Genomic DNA, 16,858 nt, shown 5'->3' with positions numbered 1-16,858 from the left:
AACGGATGAGTGACCAATCCCAGACCGTTCCTGAGCTGGTGACGTGGGTGAAACAGCATGAATTCGCCCTGAACCTGTCCACGGAAAGGCTGGCATTTTTACTGGCGGTTGCTGTATTGAGCGGCGAGCGCCTGGATGAAGAGCTGGGGGAAGGTGAACTGGTTGATGCGTTCAAAATTGTGAGCGATCTGTTTGACCAGTCGAAAGACACCCTGGTGTTTCGTGCCAACAATGCAATCAATGAGCTGGTACGTCAGCGTTTGATTTCCCGTTTTACCAGCGAAATGACCGAAGGTGCAAATATTTACCGGCTCAGTCCGCTGGCGCTGGGGATTGCCGATTATTACTCACGCCATCGTGAGTTTTCATCGATGAAGCTGTCGATTCAGCTTGCCATGGTGGCCGATGAATTGAACAAGGCAGCGGTCGCGGCCCATGAAGGCGGCGATGACAAGCACTGGAAATTGAACGTTTATGCGGTGCTGAAATATTCAGTCGCTGAGATTTTCGATCGGATTGATCTCAACCAGCGCACCATGGACGAGCAACAGCAGCAGGTCAAACAAGACATTGCTGAGCTGCTGAACCAGGACTGGCGCGCGGCGATTACGAACTGTGAAAGCCTGCTGAATGAAACCTCCAGCACCCTGCGTGAACTTCAGGATACCCTTCAGGCGGCGGGAGACCAACTGCAAACTCAGCTTCTGGCCATTCAGGATGCGGTCGTTTCCGAACCTGAGCTGGATCTGGCGTATATCGACGGCATGGTGTATTCCCTGCAAGCCAAGCTGGACCGCATTATTAATTGGGGGCAGCAGGCGATAGACCTGTGGATCGGATATGACCGTCATGTGCATAAGTTCATCCGTACCGCTATCGATATGGATAAAAACAGGGCCTTCAGTCAGCGCCTGCGCCAGTCTGTCGCAGAATTTTTTGATGCGCCCTGGCAGCTGACTTATGCGGACGCCGAGCGTCTGCTGGATATGCGTGATGAGGAACTGGTCCTGCGTGATGACGAAGTGACCGGGATCGTCCCTGATTCGGTGGAATTTGAAGAACTGAGTCAGGTCAATGATCAGCTCTCCGAAAAAATTGCCGCCATGCTGGATATCCATAAATCACAGGGAACTGCGATCAATCTGGGTTCTGTGATCCGGGAGTATCTGGCCCAGCATCCGCATGCTCAACATTTTGATTTAGCTCGTATTATTGTCGATCAGGCCGTGAGATTAGGCTATTCAGAGTCTGACTTCACCGCCATCCAGCCTGACTGGGAACTGATCAACGACTACGGAGCCAAGGTACAAGCCAATGTCATTGACAAATATTGAAGAATTTATGCCAGAGAATCTGGCAAAGGCCATCGCCAACCCATTGTTTCCGGCACTGGATAACGCCCTGCGCTCTGGTCGTCATGTTTCCAGCGAAGATCTGGATAACCATGCGTTCCTGCTGGAATTCGAGCAGGACCTGATGCTGTTCTACAAGCGCTATAACGCGGAACTGGTGCGCGCACCGGAAGGTTTCTTTTACCTGCGTCCGCGCTCAACATCTCTGATCAGCCGATCGGTTTTGTCTGAACTGGATATGCTGGTGGGCAAAGTCCTGTGTTTCCTGTACCTGAGCCCGGAACGACTGGCGCATGAAGGCATCTTCACCAATCAGGAACTCTTTGATGAACTTCTGTCACTGGCAGACGAAAAGAAGCTGATGAAGCTGGTGACCAACCGTGCTACGGGTTCAGACCTGGATCGCGAAAAGCTGTTCGACAAAGTCAAAACCTCTCTGCGCCGTATGCGTCGTCTGGGGATGGTCATTATGCTGGGTGATTCCGGTAAATTCCGGATTAGCGAAGCCGTATTCCGCTTTGGTGCGGATGTGCGGACCAGCGAAGACATTCGTGAAGCCCAGCTGCGCCTGATCCGCGACGGTGAAGCCGTGGTGCATCAGCAGCCACCAACACAATCCAGCCTGATTGATGAAATGCAGGGCGAGGATTCAGAAAGCGAAGAACAAACGGAGCAGGAGGAGCAAGCCTGATGGAGCGCGGTAAGTATCAGTCTCTGACCATGGTCAACTGGAACGGCTTCTTTGCCCGTACCTTTGATATTGACCAACTGGTGACCACACTTTCCGGCGGTAACGGTGCGGGTAAGTCCACCACCATGGCCGCTTTTATCACGTCTCTGATCCCGGATCAGAGCCTGCTGCATTTCCGGAATACCACAGAAGCGGGCAGTTCGTCTGCCTCCCGTGACAAAGGTCTGCACGGTAAGCTGAAGCCGGGCGCCTGTTATTCAGCACTGGATGTGGTGAACTCGAAAAACCAGCGCGTGATTTTTGCAGTGAAGCTGCAACAGGTCGCGGGCCGGGATAAGAAAGTCGATATCAAACCTTTCCTGATTCAGGGGCTGCCGGCAGCGGTGAAACCAACGGATGTGCTGATGGAAACCCTGTCTGAGAATCAGGCGCGGATCCGTCAGCTCAATGAAGTGAAAGACGCGGTTTCTCAGTATGAAGGCGTGCAGTTTAAAACCTTCAGCTCAGTTACGGACTATCACACTCAGATGTTTGAGTTTGGTGTGCTGCCGAAGAAACTGCGCAACAGCACGGATCGCTCAAAATTCTACCGTCTGATTGAAGCCTCTCTGTACGGCGGTATTTCCAGTGCAATTACCCGTTCTCTGCGCGACTACCTGCTGCCGCATAACTCCGGCGTGAAAAAAGCATTCCAGGATATGGAAGCGGCGCTGCGTGAAAACCGCATGACACTGGAAGCGATCAAAGTCACTCAGAATGACCGCGATCTGTTCAAGCACCTAATCACCGAAGCAACCAACTATGTTGCTGCGGACTATATGCGTCATGCCAATGAGCGCCGCTCCAAACTGGAGCAGACGCTGAACCTGCGTGGCGAACTGCTGGGTTCTCGCAATACGCTGATTGATCAGCAGCAGGTGTTCAGCAATATGTCGCAGGAACTGGACGAGCTGAAAGACAACGAAAGTGCACTAGAGCAGGATCATCAGGCCGCTTCTGACCACCTGCAACTGGTTCAGACGGCGGTTCGTCAGCAGGAAAAAATTGAGCGCTATCGTGACGATCTGCTCGAGCTGACAGAACGCCTGGAAGAGCAGGTGATGATTGTCGAGGAAGCGGCAGAGCAGCTGGCGATGGTCGAAGAACAGGCCATGCTGAGTGAAGAAGAAGTGGACAGCCTGAAGTCTCAGCTGGCCGATTACCAGCAGGCGCTGGACACGCAGCAAACCCGTGCACTTCAATATCAGCAGGCGGTTCAGGCACTGGAGAAAGCCCGCGCGATTACCGGCGATACTGAGCTGGATAAAGACAATGCCAATGAACTGCTGAGCCATTTAAAGCAGCAGCAAGAGGGGAAAACGACCGCTCTGCTGGCGCTGAAACACAAACTGGATATGTCAGCGGCTGCGGCACAGCAGTTTGAGAAAGGTCTGCAACTGGTGATCACCATTGCCGGTGCCGTGGATCGCGCTTCAGCCGGTCAGAAAGCCCGTGAATTGCTGGCTACCGGCCGTGAGATGCGCATGATTGCCCAGCGCAGCGAGCAGCTGAGTGCGCAATACCGCGATCTGGAACGCAATATGCGACACCAGCGTCAGGCGCAGGAGCTGGCTGATACCTATACCAAACGCTTTGCGGTTGAACTGGATAGTGAACTTGCACTGGCAGAAGAACAGGCCCGCCACGAAGCCACGCTGGAAAGTCTGGAACAAAACCAGTCTGAACTGGTGGAAAAACGCAGTGAACTGCGCCGTCAGGAGCAGCAGCTGTCCCAGCAAATGACAGAGCTGGAAGGCAAGGCGCCAGCCTGGATTGCAGCCAGTGATGCGCTGGAAAAACTGGCGGAGCAGTCCGGTCAGGATCTGTATGACAGTCAGGCGGTGATGACAGCCATGCATCAGACGCTGGAAGCCGAGCGTGAAGCGATTCATACCCGTGACAAACTGGCGATCCGCAAGCAGGACGTTGAGCATGAAATTGAGCGTCTGGCGCTGCCGGGCGGGAGTGATGACTCACGTCTGCGTGTGATTGCGGAAGTGCTTGGCGGCACTCTGCTGTCTGAAATTTATGATGACATTACCATTGATGATGCGCCGTATTTCAGTGCCATGTATGGTCCGGCCCGTCATGCGATCGTTGTTCAGGATCTGCAGGCGGTGCGTGAAAAACTGGCGGAGCTGGATGACTGCCCGGATGATCTTTATATCATCGAAGGGGATGCCGATTCGTTTGACGACAGCAGCTTTGTGGTTGATGAGCTGGAAGGCGCCGTTTGTGTTCAGCTGAACGAACAACAGTTACGTTATTCACGTTTCCCGAAAGTCCCGTTGTTTGGCCGCGCGGCACGTGAACAGCGTCTGGAAATACTGCGTGAAGAACGGGATCAGGTTGTTGAAGATCACGCCAAGGCATCCTTTGATGCACAGAAACTGCAGCGTTTGTATCAGAGCTTTAATGCCTTTGTTGCCAGTCATCTGGCCGTCGCTTTTGATGCGGATCCGGAAGAAGCTATTCGCGTGGCCCGCGAGCAACGGAATCAGATTCAGCGTCAGCTGGGTGATACCGAAGCGACCGAACAACAGCAGCGCAGTCAACTGACGGCAGCGCGTGAAGGTCTGTCTCTGCTGGCGAAATTGCAGCCTGTCGTGGGCATGCTGGAAGATGACACACTGGCAGCACGACTGGAAGAGGTTGAGCAGCAACTGTCTCAAATCGACGAAGCACGTCATTATCTGGAGCGTCACGGTAAAGCGTTGGATGAACTGGAAGGTCTGGTGTCTGCACTGGATGCTGACCCGGAGCGTTTCGATGCGATGCAGAGCGAATACCAGGAAGCCGATCAGGCGCTGCAAACGCTGAAGAGTCAGATCTTTGCCCTGTCGGATCTGGTCGAGCGCCGTCACCACTTTGGCTATGCCGACGCGGTTGAGCTGCTGAGCAAGAGCTCTGAGCTGAACGAACAGCTCAAATCGAAACTTGAAGCGGCAGAACGTGAACGGACGCGTCAGCGTGAAAACCTGAAGCAGTCGCAGACGCAGAATAACCAGTACAACCAGTTGCTGGCCTCGCTGAAGAGTTCGCATCAGGCGAAGCTGGAGACGGTTCAGGAATTTGAACGAGAACTGCAGGAACTGGGTGTCCGTGCGGATGTGGAAGCGGAAGAACGCGCCCGTCTGCGCCGTGACGAACTGCATGAGCGCCTGCACAGTTCACGCAACCGTCGCAGTGAACTGGAAAAAGCGACCACTTCGCTGGAACTGGAAATGCGCGGGCTGGTGAAGCGTCTGCGGAAGGTTGAGAAAGACTATGCCGACCTGCGTACGCTGGTGGTGAACACTAAAGCAGGCTGGTGTGCGGTCCTGCGTCTGGCACGTGAAAGCGATGTCGAACGTCGTCTGCACCGCCGTGAAATGGCGTACATGAGTGCTGATGAGCTGCGTTCGCTGTCGGATAAAGCATTGGGTGCACTGCGTCTGGCCGTTTCGGATAATGAGACCCTGCGCGATGCGCTGCGTCAGTCGGAAGATGTTTCCCGTCCGGAGCGTAAGGTCCTCTTCTATATTGCCGTGTATCAGCACCTGCGTGAGCGGATCCGTCACGACATTATCCGTACCGATGATCCGGTGGAAGCCATCGAAGAGATGGAAGTGGAACTGGCGCGTCTGACGGAAGAGCTGACTGCCCGTGAAAAACGTCTGGCGATCAGTTCAGACAGCGTGGCGAACATTATCCGCAAGACCATCATGCGTGAGCAGAACCGGATCAAGATGCTGAACCAGGGCCTGCAGAATATCAGCTTTGGTCAGGTGAAAGGCGTGCGTCTGAACGTCAATGTCCGCGAAACTCACGAAGCATTGCTGGCGGGTTTGTCTGAGCAGCAGGAGCAGCATCAGGATCTGTTCGGAAATAACCGACTCACGTTCTCTGAAGCAATTGCCAAGCTGTTCCAGCGTCTGAACCCGCATATTGATATGGGTCAGCGTTCGCCGCAGACCTTGGGTGAAGAGCTGCTGGATTACCGGAATTATCTTGAGCTGAGCATCGAGGTTAACCGGGGTACGGATGGCTGGCTGCAGGCCGAGTCGGGTGCACTGTCGACCGGTGAAGCGATTGGTACAGGCCAGGCGATTCTGCTGATGGTTGTGCAGAGCTGGGAAGAAGAAGCCCGCCGTCTGCGCGGGAAAGATATCATCCCGTGCCGTCTGCTGTTCCTGGATGAGGCAGCGCGTCTGGATGCCAAGTCAATTGCCACCCTGTTCGAGCTGTGTGAACGTCTGGACATGCAGTTGCTAATTGCAGCACCGGAAAACATCAGTCCGGAGAAGGGGACGACCTACAAGCTGGTGCGGAAGATCTTTAAAGATCGTGAACACGTCCATGTCGTCGGCCTGCGTGGTTTTGGTCAGGAACCGAAAACCATTGAGGCGGAAACCGGACGGCAACTGGAACTGGATCCGGCCTGATCAGGTTTCATCGGCAAGTGAGAAAACCAGCATGGAAACATGCTGGTTTTTTTATGCCTGAAAGAGCAGGGGTCAGAACAGATGATTTTGAGGGACAGTGCCGACAGCGGATCAGGCCATCAGAAACTTATATCCCAGAGAACACATCAAAAGCGTGAGCGACAGGGACAAGGTTTTGCGAACCATCCCGGGACCATATTTCATGGCGGATGCACTGCCTAAATGATTACCCAGCAGGTTCATCAGCACTAAGGGGACAGCCAGCAGGTACAGCACATTGCCTGAAATCATGAAGGCGATTAGTGCGCCGATATTGGATGAAAAGTTAAACAGCTTCGAGGTCGCTGAGGCAGAGACCAAATCAAATCTGAGCATGTAATGCAGCGCCAGAATCAAAAAACTGCCTGTTCCGGGTCCGAAGAAACCATCATAAAAACCAATGATAAAGACGACGATCGGAACACCGAGCAGCAATACGGTTGCGTTAACCGGCTGTGAAGCATCGACGGTCTCTTTTTTTGGGAGAAAGGACAGCAGAACCCCAACCGGCAACATGGCGAGAATAATTTTGCCGATGGTATCCGGGTCAAAGTACAAAATGGCCTGTGCGCCGACATAAGCGCCGATGAGTCCGGCTGGGATACCGGTTGCCACTGCAGTCCAGATGACTTTCCGGTTCTGCACAAAGTTACGAATGGCTGCAATGGTGCCTAAGGTGCTGACAATTTTCTCCTGGCCCAGTGCGACTTGCGGGGGTAAACCCGCAAGAATGAATGAAGGCACAAGGAGCAACCCGCCGCCGCCAGCAACACTGTCGATAAATCCGGCGGCCAGTGCGGCGAGCATTAAAGCACCAATGATCCACAAAGAGAAGTCGTTCAGGAATAGATCCATTGGTTACCCTTCTTCATGAACCGAGGCGGATGAGGTTTTGTACGACTGAATCAGGACGGAGGTATCCATGCGGCCCAGACCCTGCTGGATCAGCTGCTGGTAGCGTTGATTCACATCCTGTGTCATCGGCAGCGCCAGGCCGTTGCGCTCAGCTTCTTCCAGACAAATCAGCAGATCTTTGCGCATCCAGTCAATGGCAAAGCCAAAGTCGAAGGAATCCGCTGCCATGGTGACGGCACGGTTTGCCATTTGCCAGGAGCCTGCAGCCCCCTGCGTCAGTGCACTGGTGACCTGCGTGATATCCAGATCGGACTTTTCTGCCAGCAGCAGGGCTTCGCTCAGACCTTGCAGCACACCGGCAATACAGATTTGGTTCACCATCTTGCACCGCTGACCCTGTCCGTGACCGCCCAGCAGCACAGCATGTTTTGCGTAGGCACGGATCACTTCAGCGACCCGGTCATAAACCGTGGCTTCACCGCCGCACATCACCGTGAGCGCGCCGTTTTCAGCCCCCGCCTGACCTCCGGAAACCGGTGCATCGATGAAATGGACGCCTTTTTCTTTACTGGCCCGGGCGAGTTCAGTGGCTAAATGAGCCGATGTTGTGGTGTGGTCGACTAAAATACTGCCCGGTTTCATTGAAGAGAGTACACCGGTCTCGCCATAGATAACGCTCCGGACATCGTCATCATTCCCCACACAGACAAACACCATATCGCTGTTGTGAGCTGCTTCCTTCGGTGTCTGAGCCGATTGTCCGGCGTATGTCCGGGTCCAGTGCTCAGCTTTTTCGCCTGTGCGGTTATACACAGTGACCTGATGACCGGCGCGGGACAAATGCCCGGCCATTGGGTAGCCCATCACGCCTAAACCGATAAATGCGACTTTGTTTCCTTCCATGATTCTCTCCCGTCCCCCAGATTCTGGGTCAATATGGTTTAAATGATATATGTCAAACCCAAGCGCACTGACAACAGCCTCAGCTGTTCCCGACTGTATGAAAGCGGCATGTGGCGTTGTTGGATCATGACATGATGTAATTTGCGCAACGGGGTGACTTTAATGAATTCAATTGACATATGTCAATATGTGGGTATCAAATTATTTTAATCGTGATTAAACTAAGGAGCTTTGAAATCAGATGGTCACCTCATGGAGTTTGGGCGTGAGTGAAAACAAGTTCAGGCAGATTGCCAGTGCAATAGAGTCGAGAATTGACAGTGGTCAGTACCCGCCGAATTCAAGACTGCCAACGCATCGTGATTTGGCTGAAGAACTGGAAACAACCCCCGCAACAGTGGCGAAAGCCTATAAACTGCTGGTCGAAAAAAACTACGTGGAATCTTTCGTAGGGCGGGGCACCTTTGTAAAAGGGAACACTGAATTGGATCAGGTGATTCAGGCACCAGACCTTGAAACCGTCTATAACTTTTCCATTCTTCAGCCCTGTCTGGCACAGAGTCTGCCCTGGCTACAGGCGGCGTTCACACAGGCTTCAAACAAACTGAGTACCGATTTGATCGGTTATACAGAATTTTCCGGCCATCAGGCGCACCGTGCTGCAGGTGTCCAGTGGGCGGCCCGCTACGGGCTGGAAAAAGGAACCCCAGAAAATACGCTGCTGGTGGATGGGGCGCAGAATGCGCTGTCACTGCTGATTATTGCGCTGACAAAGCCCGGCGACACGATTGCGGTTGAAAGGCTGACTTACCCCGGGATTCTGGCGATTGCCAGTTTGCTGGGACGGCGGGTCGTCGGCGTCGACATGGATGATGAAGGCATGCTGCCGGAACATCTCAAAGCTGTCATCAGGCATGATAAACCGAAGCTGGTGGTCACGATCCCTTCACATCAGAATCCGACAGGAGTGACGATGCCTGAAGCACGCCGGAAGCAGATAGCAGACGTCATTACAGCATCAGATGTGTGGCTGGTGGAAGATGACGTTTATGCTTTCTTGAACAGTGAGACGATACCGGCGATTTGTAACTGGATCCCCGAGCAATCTTTCCATATCACCAGTTTGTCGAAAGCGATCAGTCCTGCATTACGCTGCGGATTTATCAAAGTTCCGGACAGTCAGGTGGCCGCCATGAATGCTCATATCCGGGCCAATATCTGGTTGTCTTCACCTATCAACTATATTGCTGCTGCGGAGATGATCACAAATGGCAGCGCCTTCCATGTGGCCGGGCTGCAGCAGCAAATTGCCAGACAGCGGCAGCAGATTGCGCAGTCGGTCCTGAGTGTGCCTTATACAACATCTCACGGATATCATATCTGGCTGCCTTTACCGGATGGCTGGCGGGCCGAGCGCTTTGTGATGGAAGCGAAAAGCCGGGATCTGATTGTCAGCAGCGGCAGTTATTTTTGTCCGGACTCAAAAGAATCTGATCACATCCGGTTATCTCTGATGTCAGTTTCTTCTGATCAGAAGCTGGAAGAGGGTTTAAGTAAACTCGACCAGTTACTGCAGTCTGAAATCAATACCCTGTTTCATTTCTAGCGTTTATTCTCCATCCTGTACCGGCCCTCAGTATTGAGGGCCGTTGCTCACTTCATCTGAATTCTCATTGTTTATCCACAGCCGTTGACTTTTTTTGTTCCCAATTTTGTCTTGTTCCTAAGACCCCTTTCTCAATCGTTAGTGTCGCTGACGATAGCGCTTTTCGCTGTGACTGAGTGCCTAGAATTTTAGTGTTGGAGTCGGCCATCTGACTAATCACTCAATACTAAAGCGAAGCCTGGCGGCCGTGATTGAGTGTAGAAAAACGATTCATTCAGTTTTGTCGTAGGGGTAATGACATGAAAAATATAATTCTTTTAATGCTCGCTATGATGGCAGTGGCGGGCTGTAGTGATTCAGGCAGTGCGGACAATGCTGCGAATACACCATTGGACTCTGATGGTCAGCAGGAAGTACCTGTCACCATCGAGGTTCCGGAGAACCCGGATACGGATCCAGGCGATCCTTCTGACCCGAGCAATCCGGGCAACGGTTATGATGGCCCCCGTAAAGTCTGTCTGGCGATTACGGGTCTGGAGCTGAAAGGAAGCAGCGGCAATATTATTGAATACACCAATGAGGTCATTCAGCAGGCTCTGGAATCTGATCCGGATTGCGTGCCGCCATCCGATATTGTGAAAGATGCATTGCCCGAGGGCATGGTACTGGTCGATCTGCTGCACATGAGTAATGATCTGGTGTACTTGCTGAAAGGCGTCGGTTTACCGGTCGATGATTATGTCAGCGTGACGCTGAAAATTAATGATCAGGGCACCTATGGTGGTTTCGACATCGACTTTGACGGTGATGTGGACATCAGCTCAGGCAGTCCTTATTCCTATGTGCAGGAATATGACGGCGATTACAAAGCGGTCGATTTGGGCGGTAAGCTGGAATTTGCCGGCTTTAACCTGAAAGACAAATATGGTTATCCGCAAACCTATTCCATGATGATTGACCCGTACAGCGCACTGGAAATGAAAGACAACGGCGCGTATGGCCTGACCGGCAAGGGGATGTGGCTGGTCAATAAGCTCGATGCGGTCGATATTGTGGGGGACGTGCTGGACTCGGCTTGTGTCGAAGATGCAATGAAGCTGATTTATCTGTTCAAGTCAGATTCTGAAGGACCAAGTTCAGGTGGTGATCCAGACTACATTACCATGGCCAATGATGACGGCGACGGTACATACTCTTACGGCATGTCTAGTATTCCGAAAGGGTATTACGACTTCGAAATCATGTGTGATGTAGACGATGCGATCCCTGAGTTCTCCGGCTATGGTAAGTATGATGTTGAAGTCACCGATAATGCGTCGGGTAACTACGACCTTTATGATTCAATGAATTAAAGTTGCTGCTGTTGCATGAACCGAACCAACCGGCCAACTTTGTTTGGCCGGTTTGCTGTTGGGGCGTACACTGAATACTCCCTGAACACTCAGATGATCATGCTGTACATGTGAGTTTTTAGCTTTTGTAGCAAGATCAATATCTCATTTTTGCGCAAAAATTATCTGAATCGTTGGATATCAACTCTTTGATTCTTGTGATTTTTGTCGCAAATGTCGCTGTTTTCATCCCTTCCTGCCCAGATTTTGCTGGTTGTTTTTTAACCTCCGATTCATTACATTCCTTCTGCATCGCGTATTGGAAACAAAGAGAAACAGCTATGACATTCAGTGGCAAACTGCTTTCACCGGCATCGAACGGACTCACTTCTTTCAAAAAATTTGCATTCAGTTCAGTGCTTGGTCTGGCTGTGTTCGGGTACGGTATTCACCCGGCACAGGCATCTGTGACAACGAAGCCAACAAATCATTTGGAGTCTACGTTGAAGTACGTAGAGCTGGAGGCTCAGGAAGGCGATAAAAATATGCAGCTTTTCCTGGGGCGCGCCTATCTGGAAGGTAAAAGCGGAGTTGAAGCGGATCCGCTGAAGGGTCTGTACTGGCTGGAGCAGGCTTCGGTGGATATGCCCGAAGTGAAAACCATGATTGGTGATCTGTTCAAGAACGGTCAGTTAGTGCCACAGGACAGCGAACTGGCGGTGCACTGGTACACGAAAGCCGCAAATGAAGGTGACATTCCGGCGATGGAAGAGCTGGGAATGTTCTATGCCTCAGGTGCGGATGGTCAGGTGGACTGCGGTAAAGCCATTCACTGGTTTACTCAGGCATCGAACGGCGGTTCACTGGATTCGAAACGTAATCTGGTCTGGTTGTATGCAACCTGTAAAGATGAAAAAGCACGTGATGGTCATCTGGCGCTGAAACTGGCAAAACAGGTGATCAGTAAAACCAGTCCTGATGCAGGTGATTACGACAACCTCGCCGCTGCATATGCTGCCTGCGGTCAGTTCCTACAGGCTGTCAGAGCCCAGCAAATTGCGCTGGATAAGCTGGAGCAGGATGTTGAGGCACAGCGAATTGCGAAATTCACACAGCGTTTGAAGCTGTATCAGCAAAATCAGACGATTTACAGTGCTTCACTGTAATTCCCTTTTCGCATAACGCCAATCATTCTTCTCCTGTTATGCAATATCAAGCCTTCACCCGTTGTGAAGGCTTTCTTTTTCCCATTTCAAATACAGAAATTCACAGCAGCTGACACATAATCAATACATGGATGATTTTCGGGATTCTTGCTGTTGTGATACCACCAGAACGCGATATTTCAGGCATTGTCAGTCTGGACAGTAAAGATTATTCCTCCGGTGAAAACCGCATGCGGGCTGTCGGCGGAGAAGCGGGCATCGGTTTGCTTGCTGATGCATTTTGCAATGCATTGGATGCAATTTCGGAAGCGAGCGGTATCCGTCAGAAATATCCTGAAGATCTGTCAGAGTTCCGGGCCTCTCTTGTTTCTTTTTTCACGATCTGGATGACCGGAGAAACGCCGTTATACAGTAAAGCAAACGGCCGGCGCTATCTGTCGGCGAACCCCAAACGACTCCGTCTGAACGGCGCAGAAAAGCAAGCCTGGCTTGATTGCATGCAGTATGCACTGGATGCTCAACCTTATGATGAAGTGTTTAAACGTTATGTCATGGTGCAACTGACACTGGCTGCAGAAATGACACGACTTCCATCATACTAAAGTGTGACGCCGGAAATTTTTAGACTTCATCTTCTCGGGCGAATACTTTTGGGTGAAAAACTGTTGGTTAATTTTGGTCTGCTTCTTGCTTTTCATTACCCATGTCAAGGTGGTTTGCGCAGGGGATAAAAGCATGGAATTGTTGATTAAGTTAACATTAGCTGCATCGTGTTGTTTTGCAGTCTCGGCCAGTGCAGCTGAGATTAACCTGGCAGCACCCGGGACGGATCAGGCTGTTCTGAACATGGGGAGTCAGGGTAACAGCTATGTTACTGTTTACCAGCAAACCGGGGCCGGCTCAGGTCATTTAGGATCTTTCCTGCGTATTCAGGAAAGCGGAAATGGCAACGGGAACGGAAATAGCAACGGAGATGGCAACGGTATTCAGGAAGGATTTAATACCAGCACCACGGATCCTTACATGATGGATCAGCACCCCTCAGGAAATTTTACACGTGATGTATTGTTTTCTGAGCTTCAGTCCGCTTACGGGTTTTATACTTTCATTCTGGATGTTGATGAAACAGGAAATGACAACGAAATCGTGCTGACGAATTTGATGCTCTTTTCGACCAGTACACCAAGCCAGAATGTAGACGACATCAGTCACCTGCAAGACAAGACGTTATTGTGGAGTCTGGACTGGAGTGATAGCGGTACGTTTCAGGATAATTCAATCCGTCTGGATGCAAGGAAGAATAATAACGGGCCGGGGAGCGGTGCAACGGACATAGCATTTTTCATCAATGATGATTATCTGTCATCCATCCCTGACGGGCAGAACAACTTTGTTCTGTATGCGAGTTTTGATGAGTTTGATTCCGGATATGAAGAATGGGCACATAGCACCGTGTACTTTGATGAACCGCCTACATGGGTCTCAGAGCCTTCCGGAATGGCGATGCTGGGCTTTGGTCTGCTCTCCGTGGCAGCCTGCGTCCGCAGACGCCGGGTGAAGGGGTGCGAAGGACGCTGAACTGAATGTTCAAAGGGAGCTGAGGCTCCCTTTTTTCATCGTGTTCATCCATTCAGTACGTTGCAGCATCCTGAGGTGACTTAAACAGGTCCTCAATGGCCTGAATGGCGGCTTCGACCCATTCCTGCAAGGTTTCAGTTTCCGGAAAACCTGGCTTAATCGTGTTCAAATATCTGCAGAAACACATAAATTTGCACCTCCCCAGTAATTGTAGACCCGTCAACGACAAGCTTCATTCTGCTGTTCAGCACGGCATTGATATCAATTCCATAGTGGAATGAGTTTATATCTCAGCTTTCGCTGTTATCCGTAGCTGAAGGCTGTTACTTTTCTCGCCTGATGTAAGTGTTTGGTTTCAGGGAGAAGTATGGACATATCATTAGACATTCTGGCGCTGCTGTTTTTTGTAGCCGGACTGGCCGGATTTATTGACGCGATCGCTGGCGGCGGGGGACTGCTCACGATGCCAGCACTGCTGGCCGCCGGGATTCCGCCGACTCAGGCACTGGCGACCAATAAACTGCAAAGCTCATTCGGCAGTTTTTCGGCCACTTATTATTTTGTCCGGCACGGGATGGTGAATTTAAGACAAATGGGGCTGGCGATTGCCTGTACTTTTGCGGGGTCAGCGGTCGGTGCAGAATGGGTTCAGCAGATTGATGCCAGTGTGCTGACCATGATGATCCCGGTGCTGCTGATTGCCATTTCACTCTACTTTCTGCTGGCGCCACAGGCCAGTATTCATGGCGGAAAGGCCCGGATATCTGACAACCTGTTTGCGTTTACCGTGGGAACGGGCATCGGATTTTATGACGGCTTCTTTGGTCCCGGCACCGGTTCATTATTTACCATTTGCTTTGTGACGCTGGCGGGGCTTGGCATTGTGGAAGCAACGGCACGAACCAAAGTCCTCAATTTCACCTCGAACATTGCCGCGTTGCTGTTTTTTGTTCTGGCCGGGCTGCCGGTCTGGAAAGTGGGTCTGGTGATGGCGGTGGGCGGATTTATGGGAGCGCGGCTCGGTGCCAAAGTAGTCGTCAGCAGGGGGCGGAAGCTGATTCGTCCGATGGTGGTGACGATGTCGATGCTGATGGCTGCAAAGCTGCTCTGGGAACAAAATCCGCAATGGTTTCAATAAGAGTTCTGACCCGTTCTGCGCGGTAACTGTGCTGGCGGTAGCAGAGATAAATCGGGCGGATTAAATCATCCAGAAAGGCAAAGTGCTGGCAATTTTCAGGTGGAATGGCCAGGGTCTGAACCACAGAGAAGGGCACCAGGGCCGGTGCGGTGCCAGCCAGAGCCAGCTTGGCTGCGGCGGTGTAAGAGTCCATTTCCATCAGTGGCTTGATACCGGCCTGCTGCAGTAATCCGGCCTGATACGCATTGGCCGGATTACTGAGATCATTGGTCAGCAGGGCGGAGGGCGGCTCAGCGAGATGCCGGTCGTACACAACGGTAAAGGGCTCATTCATCAAGTGGATGAGCTGAAGACCATGCTGGCCCGGCATGTGTCCGGCACAAAAACCCAGAGTCGCATCTCCGGACTGCACCCGCTCGACGATCACGGGGGTGTGATGCGTACTGAGCACGATATAGGGATCAGTTTTCAGGTATTTCCCCATGAAAGGGGCCAGATAGCCGGAGACCAGCGTTTCTGAACACGCCATTGTGATCGGTGTATTATCCCGGACAGATTGCTGCTCGAAAATCCGGCCTTTCAGTTCGTTGAATCCGGGGCCAACCTGAGCCACTAATGCCTGTGCATCCGGTGTGAGTTTGATGTGGCGGCCATCGGGAACAATCAGTTTTTTTCCCAACCGTTTTTCCAGCCGGGCGATACGCTTACTGACCGCACTCTGGCTGATATACAAACGGCTGCCTGCACGGCTCATTGTGCCTTCTTTTGCAAGAACCAGCAGCGTTTCCACACCTTCAAGCAGCATCAGCGTCTCCGGATGACTCATTCATGAAAAAACGGAATGAATTCTAGCAAAGAATCGTGTGTATGCGGAACAGGAAACAGGAAACCGCCAGTCATGAGATGCTGGCGGCTTGGAAAGGGGGGATTAGTTGTTCGAGGTGTCGTCCGGATGGGTCTGTGTAATGCTGCCGACTTCAAGCATCGGTGCAACATCCAGATGTTCTGCATTCATCATGGCAGAGATTCGCTGGACGGAGGATAACAGCAGCGACTGCTCCCACTCATCTAACTGCTGGAAACGGGATACAAAGCTCTCCTGAAGCGGCAGAGGCGCCTTTTCCAGATGTGCTCGTCCTTCATCGGTTAAGTGTGCGTGGACTTTTCGCTTGTCCAGTGTGCTTCTTTCCCGGACGACCAGTCCGCGTTTTTCCAGACGGTCAAGAATGGTCGTCGCCGTTGCCTGACTCATATTGGTATTGTTGGAAAGCTGACGGATGGTGACTTCACCTGAATCACGAATGGCTTTCATTAATACAAGTTGCGGCCCGGTCAGTCCGGTCGACTTATTCAGTTGTCTTGAGTGCAAATCGATTGCACGAATGATTTGTCGCAGGGCGATAAGGACTTCTTCATGTTTGTCCATGTTGCTCTCCCACCTTTCTGCCGTTCGTCCATCCTGAAAGTTCAGACAGAAGCTGAAGCGGCAAATGCATGATTGATTCTTATATTAGGGTAAACAGCTGCGTGAGATTGGAGTAAACCGGCAGGTCCCTTTCGCTGATGCGAAATTCTAGCATGCCAATTGTTTAGCCTTCTATCAAAAAACGCAGTAAAAACCATGATTTGCTCGATTTTTCATCTTTGTTTAGTACTTCTGGATGCCGATGAGCGCTTTCGCAGCTGTTTTGTACAACCGGAAGGAGCCTCTTACTGAGTTTAGGCGACTGGCAGTG

At 51.7% G+C, this 16,858-nt stretch carries 13 protein-coding genes; 9 read left to right on the top strand and 4 right to left on the bottom strand.

The window, feature by feature from the left end; genetic code table 11:
- Positions 1-5: 5 nt before the first annotated feature.
- The 3 genes from mukF to mukB are packed head-to-tail and all read left to right on the top strand — an operon-like array spanning position 6 to position 6,506.
- Positions 6-1,334, top strand: a complete 1,329-nt coding sequence (gene mukF, locus L4174_RS10025; RefSeq protein ID WP_248140626.1) for a chromosome partition protein MukF — start codon at positions 6-8, stop codon at positions 1,332-1,334.
- The gene (gene mukE / locus L4174_RS10020; protein WP_248140625.1) at positions 1,315-2,043 is read left to right on the top strand and encodes a chromosome partition protein MukE; all 729 of its coding nucleotides are present in this window, start codon (positions 1,315-1,317) and stop codon (positions 2,041-2,043) included. The genes mukF and mukE overlap by 20 nt, the downstream gene beginning before the upstream one ends.
- Complete coding sequence (gene mukB, locus L4174_RS10015; RefSeq protein WP_248140624.1) at positions 2,043-6,506, top strand: chromosome partition protein MukB; 4,464 nt, start codon at positions 2,043-2,045, stop codon at positions 6,504-6,506. The genes mukE and mukB overlap by 1 nt, the downstream gene beginning before the upstream one ends.
- Before the next feature lie 111 nt (positions 6,507-6,617).
- Here the strand turns inward: mukB and L4174_RS10010 are convergent, their stop codons facing one another.
- Together L4174_RS10010 and L4174_RS10005 are read right to left on the bottom strand one after the other, a co-directional pair.
- A complete protein-coding gene (locus tag L4174_RS10010) occupies positions 6,618-7,400 on the bottom strand; it encodes a TSUP family transporter (RefSeq protein ID WP_248140623.1) in 783 nt (260 codons plus the stop codon).
- A gap of 3 nt (positions 7,401-7,403) precedes the next feature.
- Positions 7,404-8,303, bottom strand: a complete 900-nt coding sequence (locus L4174_RS10005) for an NAD(P)-dependent oxidoreductase (RefSeq protein ID WP_248140622.1) — start codon at positions 8,301-8,303, stop codon at positions 7,404-7,406.
- A 265-nt stretch (positions 8,304-8,568) separates the two neighbouring features.
- Here L4174_RS10005 and L4174_RS10000 point away from each other — a divergent pair, with 265 nt between their 5' ends.
- The 6 genes from L4174_RS10000 (at position 8,569) to L4174_RS09975 (ending at position 15,122) form a co-directional block, all read left to right on the top strand.
- Positions 8,569-9,909, top strand: a complete 1,341-nt coding sequence (locus L4174_RS10000; RefSeq protein WP_248140621.1) for a PLP-dependent aminotransferase family protein — start codon at positions 8,569-8,571, stop codon at positions 9,907-9,909.
- 299 nt (positions 9,910-10,208) lie between these two features.
- Entirely contained in the window at positions 10,209-11,261 is a 1,053-nt protein-coding gene (locus L4174_RS09995) for a hypothetical protein (RefSeq protein ID WP_248140620.1), read from the top strand.
- 320 nt (positions 11,262-11,581) lie between these two features.
- Entirely contained in the window at positions 11,582-12,406 is an 825-nt protein-coding gene (locus L4174_RS09990; protein ID WP_248140619.1) for a tetratricopeptide repeat protein, read from the top strand.
- A gap of 155 nt (positions 12,407-12,561) precedes the next feature.
- Positions 12,562-13,008: a globin gene (locus L4174_RS09985; protein ID WP_248140618.1), complete on the top strand. Its 447-nt coding sequence runs from the start codon at positions 12,562-12,564 to the stop codon at positions 13,006-13,008.
- A 133-nt stretch (positions 13,009-13,141) separates the two neighbouring features.
- The gene (locus L4174_RS09980) at positions 13,142-13,984 is read left to right on the top strand and encodes a hypothetical protein (RefSeq protein ID WP_248140617.1); all 843 of its coding nucleotides are present in this window, start codon (positions 13,142-13,144) and stop codon (positions 13,982-13,984) included.
- Positions 13,985-14,351: 367 nt separating this feature from the next.
- Complete coding sequence (locus L4174_RS09975; protein WP_248140616.1) at positions 14,352-15,122, top strand: TSUP family transporter; 771 nt, start codon at positions 14,352-14,354, stop codon at positions 15,120-15,122.
- Here the strand turns inward: L4174_RS09975 and L4174_RS09970 are convergent.
- Together L4174_RS09970 and L4174_RS09965 are read right to left on the bottom strand one after the other, a co-directional pair.
- Entirely contained in the window at positions 15,022-15,927 is a 906-nt protein-coding gene (locus L4174_RS09970) for a LysR family transcriptional regulator (protein ID WP_248140615.1), read from the bottom strand. The two genes, L4174_RS09975 and L4174_RS09970, sit on opposite strands and share 101 nt — an antisense overlap.
- Before the next feature lie 123 nt (positions 15,928-16,050).
- Positions 16,051-16,548, bottom strand: coding sequence for a MarR family winged helix-turn-helix transcriptional regulator (locus L4174_RS09965; protein ID WP_248140614.1), 498 nt, complete (start codon positions 16,546-16,548; stop codon positions 16,051-16,053).
- Between the last annotated feature and the right edge of the window lie 310 nt (positions 16,549-16,858).

Source organism: Photobacterium sp. CCB-ST2H9, from assembly GCF_023151555.2.
Classification (GTDB): Bacteria; Pseudomonadota; Gammaproteobacteria; order Enterobacterales; family Vibrionaceae; genus Photobacterium.
Note: the sequence above shows the minus strand (reverse complement) of the source record. Positions and strands in the feature narration are given on the sequence as shown.